14 protein-coding genes are annotated in these 21636 nt (G+C 55.1%); 8 read left to right on the plus strand and 6 right to left on the minus strand.

Features of this window, described 5'->3' with window-relative positions; all coding sequences use genetic code 11:
- Positions 1-40: 40 nt before the first annotated feature.
- On the minus strand, positions 41-400 hold the full coding sequence (locus Q31a_RS22485; protein WP_145082787.1) for a nucleotide pyrophosphohydrolase: 360 nt from the start codon (positions 398-400) through the stop codon (positions 41-43).
- Positions 401-590: 190 nt separating this feature from the next.
- Between Q31a_RS22485 and Q31a_RS22490 the strand changes: the two genes are divergently transcribed.
- On the plus strand, positions 591-1184 hold the full coding sequence (locus Q31a_RS22490; RefSeq protein WP_145082789.1) for a peroxiredoxin: 594 nt from the start codon (positions 591-593) through the stop codon (positions 1182-1184).
- 380 nt (positions 1185-1564) lie between these two features.
- Here the strand turns inward: Q31a_RS22490 and Q31a_RS22495 are convergent, their stop codons facing one another.
- Positions 1565-3181 (minus strand): D-alanyl-D-alanine carboxypeptidase/D-alanyl-D-alanine-endopeptidase, encoded by a 1617-nt coding sequence (locus Q31a_RS22495; RefSeq protein WP_145082791.1) that lies wholly within the window; start codon positions 3179-3181, stop codon positions 1565-1567.
- 477 nt (positions 3182-3658) lie between these two features.
- Between Q31a_RS22495 and Q31a_RS22500 the strand changes: the two genes are divergently transcribed.
- Together Q31a_RS22500 and Q31a_RS22505 are read left to right on the plus strand one after the other, a co-directional pair.
- A complete protein-coding gene (locus Q31a_RS22500; protein WP_145082793.1) occupies positions 3659-4777 on the plus strand; it encodes a transporter substrate-binding domain-containing protein in 1119 nt (372 codons plus the stop codon).
- Between the two features lies 1 nt (position 4778).
- Positions 4779-5939, plus strand: a complete 1161-nt coding sequence (locus Q31a_RS22505) for a transporter substrate-binding domain-containing protein (RefSeq protein WP_145082795.1) — start codon at positions 4779-4781, stop codon at positions 5937-5939.
- Between the two features lie 278 nt (positions 5940-6217).
- Here the strand turns inward: Q31a_RS22505 and Q31a_RS22510 are convergent, their stop codons facing one another.
- The gene (locus Q31a_RS22510) at positions 6218-7171 is read right to left on the minus strand and encodes a hypothetical protein (RefSeq protein ID WP_145082797.1); all 954 of its coding nucleotides are present in this window, start codon (positions 7169-7171) and stop codon (positions 6218-6220) included.
- A 392-nt stretch (positions 7172-7563) separates the two neighbouring features.
- On the opposite strand from Q31a_RS22510, the gene Q31a_RS22515 reads away from it, so the two are divergent.
- Entirely contained in the window at positions 7564-8325 is a 762-nt protein-coding gene (locus tag Q31a_RS22515) for an alpha/beta hydrolase (protein ID WP_145082799.1), read from the plus strand.
- 540 nt (positions 8326-8865) lie between these two features.
- On the opposite strand, the gene Q31a_RS22520 is transcribed toward Q31a_RS22515, so the two are convergent.
- Positions 8866-10011, minus strand: coding sequence for a hypothetical protein (locus Q31a_RS22520; protein WP_145082801.1), 1146 nt, complete (start codon positions 10009-10011; stop codon positions 8866-8868).
- Between the two features lie 957 nt (positions 10012-10968).
- Positions 10969-13176, minus strand: a complete 2208-nt coding sequence (locus Q31a_RS22525) for an ArnT family glycosyltransferase (protein WP_197355525.1) — start codon at positions 13174-13176, stop codon at positions 10969-10971.
- A gap of 177 nt (positions 13177-13353) precedes the next feature.
- On the opposite strand from Q31a_RS22525, the gene Q31a_RS22530 reads away from it, so the two are divergent.
- The 4 genes from Q31a_RS22530 to Q31a_RS22545 all read left to right on the plus strand — a co-directional run bounded on the left by Q31a_RS22530 (position 13354) and on the right by Q31a_RS22545 (position 20589).
- Entirely contained in the window at positions 13354-14358 is a 1005-nt protein-coding gene (locus tag Q31a_RS22530) for a site-2 protease family protein (protein WP_145082805.1), read from the plus strand.
- Between the two features lie 396 nt (positions 14359-14754).
- A complete protein-coding gene (gene hflX, locus Q31a_RS22535) occupies positions 14755-16173 on the plus strand; it encodes a GTPase HflX (protein ID WP_145082808.1) in 1419 nt (472 codons plus the stop codon).
- A 597-nt stretch (positions 16174-16770) separates the two neighbouring features.
- Entirely contained in the window at positions 16771-18294 is a 1524-nt protein-coding gene (locus Q31a_RS22540; RefSeq protein ID WP_145075619.1) for an IS1380 family transposase, read from the plus strand.
- A gap of 345 nt (positions 18295-18639) precedes the next feature.
- Positions 18640-20589, plus strand: a complete 1950-nt coding sequence (locus Q31a_RS22545; RefSeq protein WP_145082810.1) for a MutS-related protein — start codon at positions 18640-18642, stop codon at positions 20587-20589.
- Between the two features lie 51 nt (positions 20590-20640).
- On the opposite strand, the gene Q31a_RS22550 is transcribed toward Q31a_RS22545, so the two are convergent.
- Positions 20641-21636: a beta/alpha barrel domain-containing protein gene (locus tag Q31a_RS22550; RefSeq protein WP_145082812.1), complete on the minus strand. Its 996-nt coding sequence runs from the start codon at positions 21634-21636 to the stop codon at positions 20641-20643.

Genomic DNA, 21636 nt, shown 5'->3' on the forward strand with positions numbered 1-21636 from the left:
TGTGTCAAAGCTGAAAATGCTTTTGAAAATCGACTGCCGCTCATGCCACTGGATATTTGAGCCGGTTCTTGACCATTTTGTCGCGAAGTGCCGTGGAAAGATCGATGTCCAAAATATTGGCCAAAGCCAGTGCATACGAGACGACATCCGCCAATTCCTCGGCAACTTCGGCGGCCGAATAACCGCTGCGGTCGACCACTTCCTGGGTCGTAAGCCACTGAAAATGCTCCATCAACTCTCCCGCTTCGATGCTCAGTGCCATGCTGAGATTCTTAGCGTTATGGAACTGCCGCCAATCTCGCTGATCAACAAACTCCCGCACAATATTGCGCAGCTCTCCTACGGGGGTTGTAGCATCATCGGTCGATTCGTCCTGGGCATGCTGGCTGGAGTGATTCATGGTGATCGATTCCTGGTTGAAGTGGGGCGACCTGAAACACGCGTTCCATGGGTCGTCAATTCCAATTGCGGTTGCTACGCTTATAGGTCGCGAATGAGCGGGCGCGAGCCACGATTAATTTCAGCTCCTGGCCTCCTCAATCCTCATTAGAATCCGTTTCCCAAGTGAGATAAATAGAGAGTCAAATAAGATGAGCGTTTTGGTCACCAAACCAGCCCCCGAGTTCACTGCACAAGCGGTAATGGAAGATGGCTCGTTCAAGGAATTGAGCCTGAGTGATTACAAGGGCAAGTACGTTTTGCTCTTTTTCTACCCTCTCGATTTCACCTTTGTCTGCCCCACCGAAATCATTGCATTTTCGGATCGAGCGAGTGAGTTCGCGGACCTTGGAGTTCAAATTATTGGCGTCAGTGTCGATAGTCATTTCTCCCATCTAGCATGGCGCAACGCCTCACGAGATCAAGGTGGTATCGGCCAGATCCAATACCCGTTGGTTGCAGATTTGAGCAAACAGATCGCTCGCGACTACGACGTTTTGACCGATGAGACGGTCGCCCTACGCGGCCTGTTCCTGATCGACCCGCAAGGAATCGTACGCCATCAAGTCGTGAATGACCTGCCGCTGGGCCGCAGCGTGGACGAAGCTCTGCGAATGGTGCAAGCCTTGCAATTTTTCGAGAAGAACGGCGAAGTGTGCCCCGCCAACTGGAAGGAAGGTTCGCGAACCATCAAGCCGACCGTCAACGATAGCAAGTCCTTTTTCTCTGCCGAGTACTCGTCGTAGGGCGCGCTGGAATCCACCCAGCATCAGCGGAAGATTGCTGGAAAAGCACACGGAAGTGCACTTTAGATTTTTGAGCGTTTGGGCGGTCTCGGTTTGCAATCACTCCACTGCGAACCGAAGACCGCCGCTCGATACCCTAGTACAACGCAGGCAAGCCTAGTGTTGCGCAATCAACAGGCTGCAAAGTCTCTTGCTTCGTCGTTGCCCCCCAGCCCCTACGGGCAGCTGAAATAGTACCCCGCTCCGTGAGCAGGGAAAGGTGGTTACCGCTGCCGAGCAATTAGGGATACGACCTCCGCGTTGAAATTCAAGTTGCTATTCCATCAACAGCCCGCCTGCCTGGCCGTACCAACAGTCAACAACAGGGGCGTTTCCACCGGCTAATGATCTCGCCACAGAATAGCCGTTATAGTTGACTGGTCTTGAGAAACCTTCAACAGCTCTTGAACATCGTTGCTCAGCTGTACATTGTTGACCGTCAGGCTGTACATCAACCTGCGTCCATGCTGGGTGTCGATGAAGCCCGCCAAAGACTGCCCTTTCAACAGAATGCCATCCTTGCTGCCGATAGCAAATGTCCCCGTTTTTGCATAGGCATTTCCCTTGGCACCGGCCAGTGTCGGATCGGATTCAAAATCGGTAAAAAACGCGAGCGGACCGTCGCCCCCTAGCACCGGCAGGGAATCCAGAAATTGCGGAAAAAAGCTACTCTCTGCGTTGTACTTCAGCATTTGCAAAACGGCGGTGTTCGTGGCAGTTGTCGGGCCACCGCCACTTCCATCAACGAAGTGAAATTCACTCTCGGGAATGCCAATCTTGCCGACTAAATGCTCGCGTTCGAGTGCCAACGCGTCCTCTAAATTGTCACAGCCTTGGGTGAGTCCCCACAGCATCAGGCTCGTATCCGACCCGATGTTGTAGCTCACCTTGAGGACGAACTTTGCATACTCGGCGAAGGGTAACGACTCCAGTTCGGCTTGCAATGTCTCGGCCGTGTACGTGTCCCGTGGAGGTAGAAGATCAGAGCGATTGCTCCCAACTGCTTGCGCGTTGACAATTTTTACGCCAGCCCGCTGTAACGCCTCGATAAATACAGTCCGAGCGTAGTTGGCCGGTTCTGTGATGCGAAACGTTCGCACCCATGGCCAGGATTCCGTAATTGGAGGCACAAAATCCGCAGGCAAACGCCCCGCCACCGCTCCCGAACTCCCTCCCGCTCCCAAACCATCTGCAAGGTTAGGCGCTAACTCCACCCGTTCTCCCTCTCCCGGCAAAGCGGTTGTCAGTTCAGAGGTGACCGTAAACGCCTGCGACAGTGGCCTGTGCTCAACCTCGGCCAGTTTGCCCGGTCTCGTTGGCCGAATGACCAAATCAATAAGATCATCATTGACGAAAATCGGGCTAACCATGAATTCCTCTCGGAATTCAAAGGGCTGGAACAATCGATCATCAATGACGACCTCTCCGTTCACCGCCTTGATTCCAGAGCCTGCGACCTGGGCAGCCAGTGAGTCAAAACCCCACAGTGGATTGGGGCTGGTTAAGATAGCGTTTCCAAGCGTGTTGGCCTCATTGTGGTCCAGATTCGTGATGGCCATGGTTCCATCAGGGCTTCTCCGGCCCCCCATGGTGAAGTCTCCCTTCGCAACTAGGATGAGATCTCCCTCAAGCACTCCGTCGTCACGGACAATCCCTCGGCGATGCACGGGAGTACGGAACCTAAATTCTGGCCCGAGGGCCTCTAGCGTTTCACCAATCGTGAACACTTTCCTCACGGAACCAATAAACAGGCTGTCCTCTGAGTTTTGATCGTAGAGAACTTCACCGCTATCCAAATCAACCACTCTAAGAGCCCAGACGGACTCGCGATATAATTCCCTATCAAAAATTGCCTGGATGTCGGCGGGAACTGCTCGCCTGTCTTTACTCTCATGGTTGCAGCCTACCAGGAGCATGAAGCTCCACATGGCACACAGCAGTGGTCCAATCGTTCTCATTTCGATAACTCTTTTCAATAAATTCAAATTCACGCGGCGGGCAAGATGCCGCTACTGGCATATCGGCTTCCGTCGCACACTCAGCTCAGTTGTTGCCTCCTGCCTACACTCTGGTTGTACGCGATCAGCGTTGCTGACTTTCTTGAATGTACAAAATGAGTAGAGCGAGCACACGATCGAATCTTAGGAGCCCCACATACGGTCTCTCCTCTTCCACGACGCTCTGGAAGTGGTGCAAGAGGCTTGACCTTCGCCCATCGGCCGAACCCCCAATCGAGCCGACTGGGGCGAAGTATGCATTTCGGTTACACTCAAGATCTAACAGATCGCTTCATCCAGTCGCGAGAGGAGGCCCTCGGCGTTAAGTTTTGCAGCAGACACGGGACTTCAGCCAAGAATACGGTTCCTTCTGCCCCAAGGGTTCGCTGGGACGGAAACTCCACGGCCGATCAGGCCGAATGATATAGGACCGTTGACATGATCGATGTATTGCGATTTTACTGGCCCGCGTTAGTGTTCCTCTTGCTCTCCGGTAGCAGTGCACTGCACAGTCTCGCTCAGGAACCGTCTGCTACAATCAACACGGAAATCACGGAAGACTCCTCGAGAGTCGTCTTGAAAGTGGGCACAAAGCACAGCCCACCTTTCGCTATTAAGAATCCGGACGGTTCATGGACGGGAATCAGTATTGAACTATGGAAACACCTAACCGATGAACTGAATCTTGAGTTTCAATTTGAGGAACTGCCGCTCGACGAGATACTCGACAAACTTGAGACCTGCGATTTAGACGCAGCGGTTGCTGCAATTAGTGTGACCTCAGAACGTCACGAGCGAGTCGGCTTTTGCCATCCTCACTTCTCCACCGGTCTGGGCATCGCGATCAGCTCCAGAGAACGCACGGGGCCGGGTACGATTCTGCGACGAGTCGTGTCTAGCGGACTGGTGAAGTTGATGCTGACGATGGTGGGCATCGTCATCGTCTGCGGTTTTCTCTTCTGGATTTTTGAACGCAACCGCAATACGACGATGTTTGGTGGCAAGCGGCGACAAGGAATCGGCATGGGAGTTTGGTGGTCGACAACTCTCTTGCTCGGAAACAAGGGAGTCGTCCCAGCGAGTTCGATGGGGAGATTGCTTGCAGCATTGGCGATGTTTTCCAGCATCATTGTGGTGTCGACTCTCACGGGCGTAATTACTTCGGTATTAACCGTGCAACAACTCGACACCGGAATCGCACGGGTGGCCGACTTGCATCACGTGCGGGTTGCGACGATCAATGACAGCACGAGTGCAGATTATTTGCGTCAACGCCATATTTTCTTTCGAGCCTACCAAACACCTGAAGCAGCGATCCAGGCGGTCGACGATAACCAAGCTGACGCAGTTGTGTATGACGCGGCGCTGCTGAAGTATCTAGCGAGCGAGCAATTCATCAACCGAATCGATATCGTTCCAGTTTTGTTTAATGTGCAAGAGTATGCGATCGCACTATGTCCTGGCAGCAACCTGCGCAGACCGCTCAACGAAGAACTATTGCGTTACCGGGAAAGCGATGCCTGGGACGAACTCGTCTATCGCTACCTAGGAGAATAGAGTGACACCATTTCCATGGATTCGAACTGCGGTGTTGTTGCTGACCGCGCTCGCAGCATCTTCATCACGCGGTCAAGCTCAGGGTTCGCCGGGCACCGAGCACGTCACGGAACCTGCAGCACTACTAGACATCCCCACCACTTTAGTCGTGGCGACACGCCAAGTCCCACCATTTGCGATGCTCAATGAGGACAACCAATGGGAGGGAATCAGCATTGATCTACTGCGTGAAGTCAAGGCGGAACTAGAGAGTGCATCGGGCCATGAAATCACCCTCGAATTCAAGTCGATGTCGCTAGCTAAAATGCTAGATGCTGTCGAGAACGAAGAGGTTGACATTGTCGCCGCTGCACTAACGATGAACTACGAACGCGAGAAACGAATGGACTTCACTCACTCGTTCCACGCTTCAGGTCTTGGAATCGCGGTGGGAGCCAAGCAGCGGCAATCGGGTTGGTCGGGGATCCTGGACGCGTTGCTCTCTAGGACATTCCTGCGAATTGTCGCCGGTCTAGTGCTGGCAATGCTGGTGAGTGCGGTTGGGATCTACCTGTTCGAGCGGCGGCACAACCGGGAACAGTTTGATAAAGGATGGATTAAGGGCATCGCCGCCGGCATGTGGTGGGCGGCGGTCACTCTTACCACTGTAGGCTACGGTGATAAAGTACCACGCACTCTCGGAGGCCGGCTAATCGGTCTCCTATGGATGTTCGCGGGACTCTTTATCATCGCGGGCTTCACTGCCGCCGTGACTTCCGCACTCACCTTAACCCAATTGCGTTTCAGAATTAGCGGACCTTCCGATCTCTCGCGCGCGAAAGTAGCAACCGTAGAGGGGTCCACATCAGCCGACTACTTGCGTGCCCGTCACATTATGTTTTCTCAATACGCTGATGTCGAAACGGCCATCGCCAGCCTTGTCGAAAACAAGTGCGATGCTGTCGTTTACGACGCTCCAATTCTGAAGTACCAGATCTACCAACACTACTCGGGAGAAGCAATTGTGCTCCCCTCGACCTTCGAACAGCAGAAGTATGCATTTGCATTGCCTAGTAATAGCTTATTGCGGGAACCCTTCAATCAAGTGCTATTGCGAAAGACTTCGAGTCCCAGTTGGAACGAAGTGCTCGCCACGTACTTTGGCGAGAGTCAGCAACACTAGGTCGCTCTATCGCGTTCAAGGGATCTTCGAACTCAACGACGGATTACAGCAGTTCCTCGTTCGGTAAACCAGGCAACGTCGTGGCTGCTTTTCAAGCAATTTATGAATTGCGATTTTGGCGCTGAAGTATGAAGACAAGTGAATTCGATAGACAAGCCATAATTGACGGGTTATAGCCTTCGCGGTACCCAGCCGATGCGTCTCAGTCGGCCGGCCCGTGCGCGAGGGACGAATCAGCTCCCTCAAACCAGGAAGACTTTGGAATCGACGGACGAAGCTCAATTGAGTTTCCAGGCGTCGAGCCATGTCGTTTCAGTGCGTTTCATTCGATAGTCTTCGCGCAGCCGTTGGTCCATATCTTTCAAATGCCCGGCGCCGTAGAAAATCCCAATCTTCTTTTTGCCTGCTTTGATTTCACGATCAAGAATTTGAAACGCTTTGGCGTTGCGTTCGGTGATCAAGGTACTCTTGCCGTCTTCGCCCGAGAGCGCCGCCATTTGCCAGTCCATCTGCTCCATTTGCTCAGCGAAAGCTCGCCGAGCTCTCAGAGTGTCCCCCGACACCATAGCGGCCAACAGTTCCATATCGTTACTCTTGCCCGAGGACTGCATCGCGATACTGGCTCCCATGGAGCGCAGAAGCATTTTCAACACCCCTTCCTTACGAGAGTTCATGGAATCAAAAAACTCTTTGGGACTCATGTCCGCATGTACAAAATTTTTAGCCTGGTAGTCCACTTCATCGAGCTGGAAGGTCATGTCCAGGGCATCTTTCATACCAACCTGAATCGTACTGACCGGGCTGGCACCTCTTTCTTCGGGCAAGGGAACACCCGCATCGGGATCGGAAACCATCTCGTAGAGTAGTGCATCGAAGGTCGAGAACAGTTGATTGAGCTTCTGGTAGTACTCTGGATCGGCAATGTGCACCGCCCCGATCAGGGTCACTGTTACACCGTCGGTATCTCCAGGCTTGGCATACGTGGCCACGGCCGTCTGCAGTGCCAGTGGGCGCTCTCCCTCTTTGGAAACCCGCGCGAACTCGATAGGGTCCGAGTTCTCCTCTTTCTTCGGAGTTACCGCCGTGGGGGACACAGGCGGGGGCGTCTCGATTGCCGTGTTGGGCTCTGCGACGGCGACCTGCGCGTGCGCGGGGCCGCAACAGCAGGCGAGCAGGAGAGCAACGACTGAAAAGGTCAGTGGCCGTTTGGCAATTCGGTAGAACCTTGCCATGCTTCGTATCCTTTGTGAAACTTCTGACAGGCGTGAGTACAAGCTACAAAGTACTCTGTCGCTATTGGCGTCTTTTAGTATTGCTTGATGCGGGGCTACGCGCAGCCTCGAATCACGATTTCGGCGAATAAAGCAACTATCTCGCCCGAAATCCAGCCATTAATGCTCGTTAACGCGTGCAAGCCAACTTGGCGTAGCTTGCACCAGCGGTATTCTAGTGCCCGCAGCCCGGTTCAAGTATCGGGCGAAAGCCAGAAGGAACCTTTCCCGATTCCCAGTTGAGCGGCGGAGACCACCCCCCCATCCTGACTAGTCCCCCACATCTCCACTCCTCGGAGTCGGGTACGGGTCTGGCCGTGATCTGCCGCTCGCCTCAATAAGGAGCAAATTTAGTGAACCCACTGCAATATCGAGCCGTCCGAGAAAAGGTTGCAGAACTAGACTGCATCTTGGTTCGCCCCGAAAACTCCGCTGGTGAGCCGGTACCGCCGCGAGGGCTAGCGGTATTCTGCCATGGATTTGGCGCCGGAGGGGATGATTTGGTTGGGTTAGCAAGCGAGTTGCTCCAGATTGCAGCCCCCACTTCAGGCCTAGCTTTACTTTTCCCGTCGGCTCCGATCTCGTTAGAAGAGCAGGGGATGCCCGGCGCACGAGCTTGGTGGCTCCTTAGCCTTCAACGCTTGTTGAGTGCTATGGAAGAAGGCAGGTACGAGCAAATACGAGAAGAGGTACCGGAAGGGATTGAAGCATCGCGAGACATGCTGAGCGCCACGATCGCAACGTTGCTAGATCGCTATGCGATCGACGAGTCTCGGTTACTTTTGGGCGGTTTTTCGCAGGGAGCCATGTTGGCCGTTGAGACCGCCTGCTACGGACTAAAACGTCCTCCCGCACAGCTGTGCCTCTATTCAGGTGCATTAATCTGTGAAAAACAATGGAAGGCCCGAGCATCCCAGCTTGCTCGGACTCTTATCTTACAAAGTCACGGAAAACTCGACACGATCCTTCCTTTCCAGACCGGCTTATGGCTCCGCGAGATGCTCGAAGCCGCAGGCAGCACCGTCGACTTCATTGAGTTCAACGGACCACACACTATCCCTCAATCGGCCATCGAAAAGACGGCGCACATGCTTGCGCAATTGATCAATGATTAACGCATTCAAGTTGACTTCCCTCCCTCCATCCTTCCTCGCCTGTTAGCCCTATCCACAACACCTCTCACGGAAAGTCATCCCACCAGCGCCCGCGCCCCATTCCTCCTCAGGGACAGTGCACACTCCGCCCACTTGCTGCGGCGGGGACAGAGCAATTTCCGCCCTCTCAGCGGGGACAGAGCACTTTCTCAGCGTTAGGCTGGGGACAGTGCTTGCTTGGTGGTTGCGTCGGCAGGGACAGTTTCCGCAGGAGACAGTCCACACTTCTTATTCCGGAGACCACAGCTCGCAGACAGGGCACTGGAAAAGACAGACTATTGTCCAATCGCCACAGGCGATGTGCTCTGCGGAATTGCAATTTCCTCCTTTCTCGTCCGCCGCACTCGTCCCACGGTCCGAGAAAAGATTGCGTTCCACCTGCAAACGGTCAGATCGAACGAATCGCATAGCTCTCAAGCCGACTCTAGGGCTCTACGATAGAACTAGACCAGGGAATGTGGACTAGCCGAGCTGCCATTTCGCGTCGGAAAAGCCAATTGGCTAAATTGTCAGAAGCTCGCGAGTAGCGGCGGGTAGGTAGAATCGGCTGCGCCGCAGACGACTCCGGAATGCGTCGACGTGCTGAGGCTGACCAGCCACCAAACTGAAGAGAATGCCAAAACTTTTACTCAGCTCGCACCAAGCTGTTGGCTCCATTCCTAGACGCTGAAGCACTGAGGGTGCCGTTGCAGGCGTTGCTCCCCGTTTTCCTTTTACTATTTGCCGTGCTGTCCAATCGAGTAGCTCGACGTATTCGCTTGATGTCATCGACGTGAAGCCTTTATCACTACAGCGGTCGCGGCTCCGACTAGGCATCGCACCTAGCGAGTCTCTCAATTCGTCTATTTCAACTGGAGCTAGGCAGCGATCGGAACGTGACGGTTCGGTCTCCGAAGGGGTCTTGGGGGACCGACCTTTACCTTCCGGCGACTCCCGCGTAGCCACCAAACTAGTGCTAGGGGTTGTCGACGAAATCTTCCCAATCGGTGACTTGGCCTCCTGTGACAGTGATCGGATGCGTCGTTGTGCCGAGGTAAAATCACTTTCTTCAATAGTTTCAGCCAATGCGGCTCGAATGGGGTTCAAGTCGACGTAGACTGCAGCAGCCAAAATGGCCTGTTCATCGATCAGTCGCACTCCTCGAAAACGGCTTTGCCAAAAATGGCCTTCCACCCCGTCCTCGCGATTGGCCCGTTGCGCGATGCGCTGACACAGCAAACGCATCCACCAGGAAATATCGCTCAGCCGCCGACGAATTTCGTTGAGTCGTTCAGGATTGAGACGGATTGAATTCAATTCGCACTCCGAGGGCTCTGCGGCATGGCCAGACTTATCCTTCCGCACAGGGCAAAGCATCAACCACCGCCTAGCTACTTCTGCGTCCGTCCATGTCTCAACGACGTCAGGTCGCGACCTCAAAACCATGTGCATATGATTGCAAAGCAAGCTAAATGCGATTAGATCGATCCCAAAACTAGCAGCTGATCGAACAAGCTCGGCCTCGATCCAGCGTTTGCGATGGTCAAAGTTCTTGCCACTGACAGGATCCTCTCCCATCAGAAAGCACCTCCGTACCACACGATTCATGACATGTACTACTGCGATCTCGTCAGCGGCAAACACTTCGCTTCGTTTTGTCCGAGCCATCGTGGGGCCTCCACGCAAACCTGAAAACTAGTCGCTTCCAGTGGAGGACGTCGCTGCGGAACAAAACTTACAAACTATTCACGAATTTTTCTGATTCCCTCTCAACAACCGAATGCTCCACCACCCACATGCACTGCTCCCTAGAGCTCATGCAGGAATCGCAGAATGAGTCCAGGCCCGATTGCCACGATGAAGCCATCGCCACGGGCCACGCATGCGATTCAACATCCCTTCTCGCCTGACTCCCTATTGTATTGTTCCAGCGACGCTTGGCGTCCTGTCTGATTCCTAGTTAGGAGAAGTGAGTAACCGTGGTCGATCTTCGGTTGACAGAATTTTCGCGAGACAGGACAGCATTGGCGAATGCTCAAGCTGAGTCCCTTGGGTGCCGATTTTAGGCAGGCCTACTAACGGCGAGAATTCAGGCTAGTGAAGAATGAAAGAGCACGGTTCTGCTCTGCCTACAGTCGCATGGCTTCAATCCGCCATGCTTGGTGCGTTTGAGCACATGCTCTGTCCCCTGGGAGCTACCCACGGACGTGCAGTGTCCCCACGGACGACGCAGGGCCGCTGTGCACTGTCCCCACGGACGGTGCACTGTCCCCGCGGACGCCCACCGTCCCCGCGGCCGCCGGGGAGGGAGATGGCCGGATGGGCTGTGTCCCTGGGAGGGAGGGGCGTGCTTGCTTGGAGCAATCGAGGGGAATTATTTGCTGGGCAAGGAAGAGGATGGGAAGAGGATGGGACGTTGAGGCAAGGCAAAGGTACGGAGAGGTGAGGAGGCCGCAATGACCGATGCAACTAGATGCGAGGGGTAGCCCCCGCATCGCCGAGGTATCGCGAATAGGCCGGATCTCCCTTTTCGAATTCACAACCTTTGAAGTTTTGCTGAATGGCATACCATCAAAGGCTGCAAATTTCACGGCAAGACGTCTGATCACAGCCTACGGCTAACCGCTATTTGGGGCGCAGAGGATTCGGAAATCCGGACCGATCTGCCGTCCTCTGGCCACGCAATTCGCTCACTTCGCCATTATCAAGCTCTAGCCTCTTCTCCTCACTCTTCTCATCTTCGGCCTCAGATTGCTTTCCAGACTGAGCCGCCAACTCCGTGACCGCGGAGGTTGGAGACAACGAAACCGGGTCCGCCGCCGGAGGAAGAGCTGCGGGCAACACGTCTACCGCTTGAAGTCCATCGTCCAACTTTGCTGTCAGTTCCTGCGATTCCTTCCTCAACAGAACAATGGGTTCGTCGTCAGCCGCTGGAATCGCCTGCAATGCGGCGATAGCCGGATTGCGATCCGAGGGACTCGACTCAGGTTCAGCGTGAGTTACGACGTGGGATCCATCCGATTCCTGCAAGCCGTAGATCGACACGGCACCAGACTTCATGAATCGCTGAGTGGTCGCCAATTCCGTGAGGGGCATGAGCATCATTTCACCGCTCCGATGATTGGCCACAATGCGATTGGCACGCTCGCCCACGACGATCACCTTCCCGTCAGAGTGCTCCTCCAGGAAGCGAGCGACACGGTGCCATGTCTCAGGCTGCAACTCATTCCCATTGACTTCGACAATCTCGTGTCCGAGGTAGTGCACCCAACTGGGCTCCATTCCCCCGATACTCAGCCAGTGTTCAGTGGGCTGGTCCGCGTTCACTTCGGCCAACATCCGCAGATCGGTGCGATAGGTATCAATCGATTTGGCACCGTAGCCGAATAAAATAACTTGAAACGCAGCAGCTCCCATCAGCCAAGCGGCTGGCACGCGATTGGTTTGCTGTTTGTATTCCCACAGCAAACCGAGTATTCCCACACTCGCCAACACGGCGCCACAGACGCTGGCCCGCGCCAGTAATGGCATCGATTCGTGGGAGCTGAGCACTAGGATGACACCAAAAATGCCAACCCCCAACACGATCGTTAGCGAGTAGGCAAGCAATCGGAGCGAGCGACTCGGGAGTGCCCAACCACTTTCAAACTGCCGCCAATACCCGCCAATGACCAAAGCCGCTCCGGCGTAGCAGGGCGTTATATAGCTTGGGAGCTTCGTGCTCGCGATCGAAAACGCGACGATGTACACCGACACCCAGGCAGCGGAGAGGATAATCATCTGGCGAGGCACCACCCCTTCGCGACTTGCCTTGCGGCACCACAGCAGAATCGGAATGAACCACAACGACCAAGGAAATGTGCCGACGAGGAATGCCAAGGGGTAGAACAGGAGGAACCCATTGTGCCCCTCCATGGAACTCACGGCCCGTCCCACGTTATGCTCCAGAAAGAAGCCCTGCAGGAAAGCCCCGTTCGTTTCGACTCCCACGGCATAGTACCAAGGAGCGGCTACGAGTAGCATGATCAGAAAGCCAGGTATCGCCTTGAGAGCCCAAATGGCTTGCAAGCACTTCCAGGGTCGAAAGGCGTGCCAGGCCTCCGATACGGAATGAATCAAGAAATGGACCCAATTGGGGCGATTCAGTGACATGACATCTAAGCCCGACACCTCGCGATCGCGGACTTCGCAACGTCGGCAGGCCAACCACCAAGCATGGACGACGGCCATTGGCAAAATGAAGCCTACGGGGCCCTTGGCCAGCACCGCGAGCCCCAGCATGGCGTAACCGGCGATGGCGGGCAACCAACGGGTGGGGACAACACGTCCGCTGGAGTAGGGAGCCGAGGGAGCCAAACTACCGATGACTAAGAATGCGATCCCAAGAGTGCTAAATGCAATGAGACAACTATCCGGTGTAGCCGCTCTTCCCGCCATGACGAAGAAGAGGCAAGTCGCCAGAGCACCAGCTGCCCAGAACCCTTCCTGGCTAATGCCAGTGGAGCGGCCAGAGAGCCGACTGCCTAACACGGCAATTGTGAACACCGTCAATAGCGCGCAGAGTGCTGAAGGAAATCGCGCGGTAAATTCCGATTCACCGAGTGACAGGTAACTGAGCATTTGCCCCCAATAGAGGAGAACTGGCTTGTGCGTCCTAAGCTCGCCGTTGAAAGTCGGTACAATCCAATCCCCACGCTCAAGCATCTCATGGCTGGCTCTAGAATTGCGAGGTTCGTCGCGATCCCAAAGTCGCGCGCCTCCCAATTCTACAAAAAAGACGCTGCATACGACCAAGGCCAGCAGACTCATACGTCGAAACGACACATGCGACATAGCGAAATGCCCGAAAGAGTGAGTGAAAGCCCAACGCATGTCTGAAATCGGCGCCATTGCAATTGCTGGCATCCGCGAGATCGCGACAATGGTTTTTGCGGGCTCAGTAGTGAACGAGATACGGATAAGCCCGAACGTTATTAAAATTCAGTACTTCCCAGCAAGAGGAATCCACGCGTGAGCAATGCCGGCCAACCCCGTTTTTCTGGCGAAGGCTTCTTGCTGGCATGCCAAGAAATGCAGCCTGAAGCACAAGTGGCTAGGCAGCCCACGCCTCCTACCTCTCCCCGCCGAATGCGCCGCATCGCACTCTGGCTGGCCATTGCCACCGTTTTTTCCACCTTTTGGGCCGGTGTCGGCGCTTGGGTTCCCACCGCACCTATTATGCATGCATTGGATTCCGGGTCCCTCATGCCCATTCGCCAAGCTCTGCTGGCCAATTGGTGGGAAGGCTTGCAATTCTCTCTGGGCCTAATGGCAATTCTGGTCGCCCACGAATTGGGGCATTACGTGTTAACGCTCGTCTACCGCGTCCCCAGCACTCCACCGCTGTTTATCCCATTCCCATTTCTATCTCCCATTGGAACGATGGGGGCGGTGATCATGATGCAGAGCGGGACGGCCGACCGCAAGCAAATCTTTGACATAGGATTGGCCGGCCCCCTGGCGGGCCTAGTCGTAGCATTACCCGTTTTGATTCTAGGCATCGTCTGGGCAGATCCTGTACCGCTGGCACCTGATGAAGCACTGGTCATGGGGCAACCGCTGCTCATCCAATGGCTTGCAGGCTGGCTCATGCCGGATAAAGCCTCGGAGTTCGTGAGCATGGCCAACACTCAGGCCAGCCCCCTGCTGATGGCCGGCTGGGTTGGTCTGCTAGTCACAGGGCTGAATATGATGCCTCTCGGCCAATTGGACGGTGGCCATGTGGCCTTCGGACTGCTGGGTCCCAAATCGTACTGGGTGGCCATCGCCGCCTTTTCTGCAGCGCTCGGATACATGCTGTATTCTCAAATCATGATTTTCTCCTTAATGCTCGTCCTCGTGCTTCTGATGGGACTTCGCCACCCCCCCAGCAGCGATGACACGCGAGCTCTGGGGATCCCGAGGCAGATCATTGGTTGGCTGTCGCTCGTATTACCCTTGCTCTGCATTCCTGCCAATCCGCTGTCGCCGATCTAGAGAGTACGGCAAATGCTGCTCCTCTATACCCGCTACTGCCTAAGGACAGTTTTCTGCCGCAAGCCGGGCATTCCACGCCAAAGTTGGAACGCCAATCGAGGATTTAGGCTAAATCGTTGAACCTTGGCCAATGTTACCCCCTCTCTGCTTGTGGCTCGAATCATTCCGTATCGTGGTTGGCGAGTCGCTTAAAATCGCAAGCCATTTGGCTCACTCAAGGAGTAGTGAAGGGCCCACACCGAATCAGGCTAGCCAGCAAAAATTTTCAGCAAACCCGAAAACGGTGGAGCAGACCACTCGCTCAATCAAGACCAACATCGATCGACAAGCTATAATTGGACAGAGTCGAGATCACTTAGCGCCGAGTTGTAAACAGAACGGAGACCACCCCCTACAGTGCAAGAACATCAAAGATCGCAGAGTGTATCGCGGGAGCGCTGCGTACTTGCCCGCCTGATTAGCCCTAGTGATGCTTTCACCGAGAACCCCTTGGATGAAATCACAGGCTTAGCGGAATCTGCTGGTACGGCAGTACTTGGCGGAGTTGTCCAGCGGCGTGAGACGCCAGCCCCCAAGACTTTTCTGGGCAAAGGCAAAGTGAGCGAACTGCGTCAGATGGTCGAGCTGCATTCAGCCGATGTCGTCATCTTCGACAATAATCTATCGCCCAGCCAAACGCGCAACTTGGAGAAGGAAACGGGCACGAAGGTTATCGATCGCACCGAGTTGATCCTTGACATCTTTGCCTCCAATGCGCGGACCCGAGAGGCTCGACTGGCCGTGGAACTCGCGCAACTCGAATACTCCCTCCCGCGGCTTAAGAGGTTGTGGACCCACCTTTCACGACAGACGATGGGCGTGGGTATGCGGGGCCCGGGAGAAAAGCAGTTGGAAGTGGACCGCCGCTTGGTCGAAAAGCGAATTCACGAACTGAAGCAGGACCTTTCCAAAGTCGAGAAACGCAAGGAACGCGAGGTTGCGGGGCGTCGCGATTTCCTCACGGTGTCTCTTGTCGGATACACCAATGCCGGCAAGAGCACGCTCATGAACGTCTTGACTGAAGCGGACGTGGAAGCGGTTGACAAATTGTTTGCCACCCTCGACACCCGGACCCGTCGGTGGACCTTACCAAGTTGGGGGCCAGTTCTGCTCAGCGATACCGTCGGTTTCATTCGCGATCTTCCGCATAATTTGGTGGCGAGTTTCCGAGCGACACTCGAGGAAGCGCGCGAAGCGGATCTGCTATTGCACGTGGCAGATGCTAGCAATCCTGCAGTCTTCGACCAAATCTCAGCCGTATATGGCGTGTTGCATGAGTTGGGTATCGATGAGAAACAAACCTTGCTGGTCATCAACAAAATCGATGTCCCCGGTGCGGCCGAACGCATGCAAGCGGTTCAAAATCGCTACCCCCATTCGGTAGGCATTAGTGCCAAGAGCCAACTGGGGCTGGATAGTTTTGCCAAAAAAGTTAGTCAAGCGTTGAGCGAAGGTTTTGTCACGCTCAGCATTCGACTCGATGTGGCTGACGGAAAGACCATGGCGTGGCTGGCTAAGGCGGGTGAAGTCGTCAGCAAGCAGTTCCATGACGATCACGTCGAAATCCACGCTCGCATGCCAGTGCGGCATGCGGGAAAACTGGCGCGGGAAGGACACCAATTCGAAGTCCTACGCGGGCGATTGCCCGATCCCAAACCCGAGGTAGAAACCTGGGAAGAACGACTGCCAACAACAGGCAGCATTTTGCCGACGACTGAATCCAGCGAATTGGAGAATCCGGTGCAATCCTGCTCGAACACGCGCACCGAGGAGTAAGGGGCCGCGTCAGCTATGGAAATGTTTGCGTTTCTGCAGCAGGCGGTCGTCTAAGCCTCCGGATTTAGACGGCTTGTTGACCGAAGGGCGTCTCCAGTCCTTACGCGGAGGAAACTCCCCGAATCGTCCCACTGCGGCGTTCTCCCTTGTCCCCGCAGCAAGTTACAATAGCAACCAGCCGTCACGCCGCAGGTAACTCTTGCAACAATCCATAGGGCTACCGTTCCAGCACTTGGGCAACGCTCCGCATGTATTGCAGCAACCGCTTACGGATCCCAAGTGGCTTGCTGGCTGAACGGACGGTGTGCTTCCTCAACAGGAATCGTCCTCACGGCCCCTGTCTTCCGCTTACAATCAGAAAACCTACGCTGAGAGATAGCAGGCCGTTGGGTCTGCAAGCGAGCCATTCCTCAATTCCACTGGTCAGCCGATAACACGCGGCAAAGTGGGCTGTGACAGAGCCCTAGTCCTTAAACAAGCGTACTCCACTTGCTTGGCGGAGCATTTGCGCATAAAAAAACTCGAAATATCCTGCAGTTTGTTGGTCTTTTTTCACCAGCCCAACAAGCCGCTCGCTAACCACGATGGAGATTTCGAGTGAAGACGATTAAAGCAGATTTGATTCGAAAACGCAAACGACGTATCAAGAACAGGTTACAGAATTCGGCTGCTCACGATCGCGGACACCCCATGCTCAAAGGGGACAAGATTGCGTATGAGCTGGCACAAAAAGCAGGCGGGACCGCCTACGGGGGCGTCGCCGCCATCCATCGATTCGCAAAGAAGATCGGACTGCCGAAACGGATCGACGATGCCTTGCACTTGTTCAAAATCCATCGCCCCTATCATGAATCCGATCATGTTTTGAATTTGGCTTATAACGCGCTCTGCGGAGGAACTTGCTTGGAGGACATTGAACTGCGCCGCAACGATGAGTCATTTCTCGATTCGATCGGAGCCGAAAGGATCCCCGATCCAACCACCGCAGGAGACTTCTGTCGCCGATTCGATCCCTATCATATTAATCGTTTGCAAGATGCCTTCGATCAAGTTCGCTTGGATATCTGGCAACAACAAGACAATGCGTTCTTCGATCAAGCGACCATCGAGATGGATGGCACGATCGTCGAAACAACCGGTCAGTGCAAAGAGGGAATGGACATCAGCTACAAAGGCATCTGGGGTTACCATCCGTTGGTGATAACGTTGGCCGAAACGGGCGAAGCTTTACGCCTGGTCAACCGTAGCGGCAATCGTCCCAGCCAAGAAGGCGCAGCCGAGCAAGCCGACACGGCGATCTCGCTTTGTCGCCAGGCAGGCTTTCGCCGAATCGTTCTGCGAGGCGACACCGCGTTCACTCAAACGATTCATCTGGACCGCTGGCACCGGGCAGGCGTGAAGTTCACCTTTGGCATGAAGGCCTACCCGGGACTCGTCGATATCGCGGAAAACGTGCAAATTGACGCTTGGAAGCAGTTGCCTCGCTCGCCCAAATACGCCCCGAATACACCTGACCGAGACCGTCCTGAGAACGTGAAAGAACAGATTGTCCAGCTGCGTGGCTACCCCAACAAGCGTCTGACTTCAGAGTGGGTCACCGAGGTTCCTTACAGCCCCACCGATTGCAAAGAGACCTACCGCTTAGTGATCCTTTGCAAAGAACTAGAAGTCACCAAGCAGGGTCGATTGTTCGACGACTGTCTGTACTTCTTCTACCTGACCAACGAAGCGGGCGATGTGCTCAGCACCAATGACGTTGTGTATGCCAGCAACGATCGCTGTGACCAAGAGAACATCTTGGCTCAGTTAAATCAGTGCCGGGCGCTCCACGCGCCGGTGGACAACCTGGAATCGAATTGGGCTTACATGGTGATGACGGCCCTGTCGTGGAACTTGAAAGCGTGGATCGGATTGAGCGTTCCGATAAACGGACGCTGGCGTGAGCAACACAAGCAAGAAGGTCGGGCTGTGATCCGCATGGAGTTCAAACAATTCGTAGAACAGTTCGTGCGACTTCCGGCACAGATCGTTCGCAGTGGACGGCAGTTGGTGGTCCGTCTGTTGTCATGGAGCGAATCTCTGCATGTGTTCAATCGCTGGGTTCGCTTCGCGCTTGAGTGAGTGCCGAAATCACGAAGCTGAGGTATGTAAGCCTCAGTACCGCCGCCAGCCTCAAACCGCCCGCAGGGCACCTGACCGACCGATGCCTGAAATTCACGACCGAAAAATCCCCCGCTGGTCCCGCCAGCAGATCGCCGCTGCGCCTCCACCAACTGCCCAAAACACATCCGGCATATACTTATTTAAGGCCTAGTGCTTCGTTGATGCATGAATTAAGTTAGCGTGCCCCGCAGGAGACACGCGCCACTGGCGCTGCCCTCGGCAAAGGGCCTTCGTCAACGGCACTGCACATGTCCGCCGAAGTCACCATACGACACAGAACTCCCACTAACATTGAAGCGCAGCATGGCCGCCAACGCTAACGCCCCGTCGACGGCAACGTCATCTTCCCCAGCTGTCAGCGAGAACGCTGTTCCCCCCATGCCCGCTAGGCAAGAATACGAAACTAGCTTGCAGCAGGCCCGAACGGCGATTGCTCAGTTGCAAGCCCAGCAGTCGCAGATGGTATGGATCCGCACCGTGATCTTTATGATTGGACTCCTCTTTTTCATCCTCGGCTGGATGGATGAGGGACTGCGTCTGGTGCTCTTTAGCCTGGCGGCACTCACTGCGATTGCATTCCTGATCGCCATTGTTCGCCATGAACATCTGCGACTCAAACGGATCGAGCACGACTCCGATGCTGCTCTGTTTACGCATCTTCTAGCGAGATTGGATCGCAACTGGGGGGCGGTGCCGTCGCATCAGTTGCTCTCGGAATTTTCGGATATTGCGTTTGCGGATGATTTAGACGTAGCGGGGCCGGCGAGCCTACTATCGCTGCTGTCGCTCGCCGGCACCAAGCCCGGACGCCGCACTCTGCAAGCCTGGGTGGTTGCCCCCACGACTTGGCCGGAGGTCAAGGCGCGACAACACGCGGTGCAGCACCTGAGAGACTCGCGTCCACTGCGATTGTCCATCCTAAGAACGGTGCAAGCGAGTAGCGACGGAACAGAAGATGTTTATGGGCTGCCTCAGTGGGCAGCAACCCCTAGCTGGCTTCAGCAACATTCCCTTGCTTACGGACTTAGTTTTCTAGGACCAAGTATGGTGGTGTTGGGAATCCTGGTCGCCATCTGCGGGGCCATGGTCGACCAACCAACTCTACTGACCGTAGGAGGTGGGTTGCTCGGCGCAGGCTTCTTAACCAATCTGCTGGTTACGGTGTTTTGGGGTAGTTGGATCCATGGAATTTTCCAGCAGATTACCGGCCAACACCAAGCAGTCTATCGCTTCTCCGAGGTCTTCAGCTCCTTTGCCACCCTGCCTCCCGACGGAGGGTTGCTCGATCATATTCGACAGGTGGCCGTCGAGAACTCTAACTGCGCCCAACGCGGCTTCGCTAAACTCACCTGGCTTGTCCGGCTGGCCAATTTGCAACGCGATCCCATTCTCTACTTTGTCTATCTGGCATTGCAGCTCTTTGCCATGTGGGATTTTCGCATCCTTGGAATGCTTGAAAAGTGGAAGACGGAGTTCGGCGACGAAGTCCATGTTTGGTTCGAGGCCTTAGGAACCTGTGAGGCGTTGGTCAGTGGTGCAACTCTAGCTGATGAGTACCGCGAGTGGACCTACCCCGCCCCACCCGCCGACAGTCAAAACCTGCTGCTTGCAGAATCCTTAGGACACCCGCTTCTGCAGGACGCCGCACGCGTGCCGAACGATCTGGCACTCACGCGCTCGCACCCATTGCTATTGGTGACGGGGTCAAACATGGCGGGCAAAAGCACGTTCATGCGGTCGGTCGGCGTCAATCTCCTCTTGGCTCGCACCGGCAGTCCAGTCTGCGCGAATCGATTAGAGACACCACTCTACAGTTTGGCGTCCAGCATTCGAGTTCGAGACAGTCTTAAGGATGGCGTTTCGTTCTTCATGGCCGAACTGCAGCGGCTCAAGGAAGTGGTTGACGAAGCGGAACAACACTCCCACTCCGATGGTCCACCAATACTGTTCTTATTGGATGAAGTCCTGCAGGGCACGAATTCCCGCGAGCGTCAAATTGCGGTAGCTTCGGTGGTGGAAAAGCTGATCGGTTTCGGCGCTACCGGATTCCTCTCGACTCACGACCTCGATCTGGCGTCAGCACCCGAAGTGCGTCAGGTTAGCCAAATTGTTCATTTCCGCGAATACTTTGAGAACCGCAATGGCAAGGAAGTCATGCGATTTGACTACAAGATGAAGCCAGGGCCAACCCCTACCACTAACGCCCTGAAGCTATTGAGCCTAGTTGGCTTGGCACCGTCAGATTCCGCTTGAGCCAATTCCAGGAGCCAATTCCTGGGACGCTCGGGCGATCCGCCAAGTCCGTCACCCCGAATGCGCACTGAGCATTCGTTGGAGGTCTTGGTCGGACGTCCACAATTGAGAGAGATCCAATTCACTCAAACGAGCCGCACCGCACCGCTGCATCGACTGACTGACGCTCAACAACTGCCTTCCTAGCATCTGCTCCAAGTCGTGCAGAGGGGCGACTTCTGCTTGGTTCGCCACCGCGATACCACTCAACATGCCACTTCCCATCGCCACGTTGCCGCGAGATTTCGTCGGCTTGGGCAACAGTGTTTCGATCAACGGGTCGATGGCAACACAGGATGCCCCGAGTGCGATTAGCTTGGCGACCGCATCCATACTGCGTAGTGGTAGATCGACAAAAATCGGCAAGCCATCCAGTCGATTCTCCTTGCACGCTCGCCTGGCTAGTAGCAAACCTTGAAGATGCAATCTGGTGAAAACGCCAGCCCCGGCTTCGAGAGTCAGAAAATCGACTCCGGCATCCAAGGCGGCTTGGACATCATCGCGCTGCGCCTCCAGCGGTAGACCAACGCCGATGGGGACCTCACCTCCACTCGCGCACCGGACGGCGCTGACAAAAGAAGCGAGTCGGTTGCGACCAACTTCGGAAGACCACCCCCACCGGCCAGTAGCCCGCTCGCGCATTATCAGTTCGAAGGCATCTGCAGTATGTATTTCCGTCGGATCGAGAGGTTCGTTGATGAACTGCTGGGCAAACCGCAGGGGGATGGAGGCGGTGGGCAGCGACTCCAGCTCCGCAACGGGACTGTAGACGGGCAGTCGCTGCTTGCACAGCAAGCTACAAAAGGAACGCCAGTGTGGCCCCAATTGCCGCGAGCTTGTATTTCGAACGATCAATGGACTCGGAAGCAACAGGCTACGTTTCCCAGCCTGGCATTTCAAGTCGATCGCCATACTTTGGGCATTCCCGTTGGGAACGGGAGCAAGCGGCGTTAAAGCACCTTGCAGGATATAGATTGAATCCAAAATCGATGTTGCGGTACTGACCAT

Origin of the sequence: Aureliella helgolandensis (assembly GCF_007752135.1) — a bacterium.
GTDB classification, from domain to species: Bacteria; Planctomycetota; Planctomycetia; order Pirellulales; family Pirellulaceae; genus Aureliella; species Aureliella helgolandensis.

Bases quoted from the DNA above. Each gene is read 5' to 3' on its own strand.
- Q31a_RS22485 (WP_145082787.1), bottom strand. From the start codon at position 400: ATGAATCACTCCAGCCAGCATGCCCAGGACGAATCGACCGATGATGCT.
- Q31a_RS22490 (WP_145082789.1), top strand. From the start codon at position 591: ATGAGCGTTTTGGTCACCAAACCAGCCCCCGAGTTCACTGCACAAGCG.
- Q31a_RS22495 (WP_145082791.1), bottom strand. From the start codon at position 3,181: ATGAGAACGATTGGACCACTGCTGTGTGCCATGTGGAGCTTCATGCTC.
- Q31a_RS22500 (WP_145082793.1), top strand. From the start codon at position 3,659: ATGATCGATGTATTGCGATTTTACTGGCCCGCGTTAGTGTTCCTCTTG.
- Q31a_RS22510 (WP_145082797.1), bottom strand. From the start codon at position 7,171: ATGGCAAGGTTCTACCGAATTGCCAAACGGCCACTGACCTTTTCAGTC.
- Q31a_RS22520 (WP_145082801.1), bottom strand. From the start codon at position 10,011: ATGGCTCGGACAAAACGAAGCGAAGTGTTTGCCGCTGACGAGATCGCA.
- Q31a_RS22525 (WP_197355525.1), bottom strand. From the start codon at position 13,176: ATGTCGCATGTGTCGTTTCGACGTATGAGTCTGCTGGCCTTGGTCGTA.
- Q31a_RS22545 (WP_145082810.1), top strand. From the start codon at position 18,640: ATGGCCGCCAACGCTAACGCCCCGTCGACGGCAACGTCATCTTCCCCA.
- Q31a_RS22550 (WP_145082812.1), bottom strand. From the start codon at position 21,636: ATGGTCAGTACCGCAACATCGATTTTGGATTCAATCTATATCCTGCAA.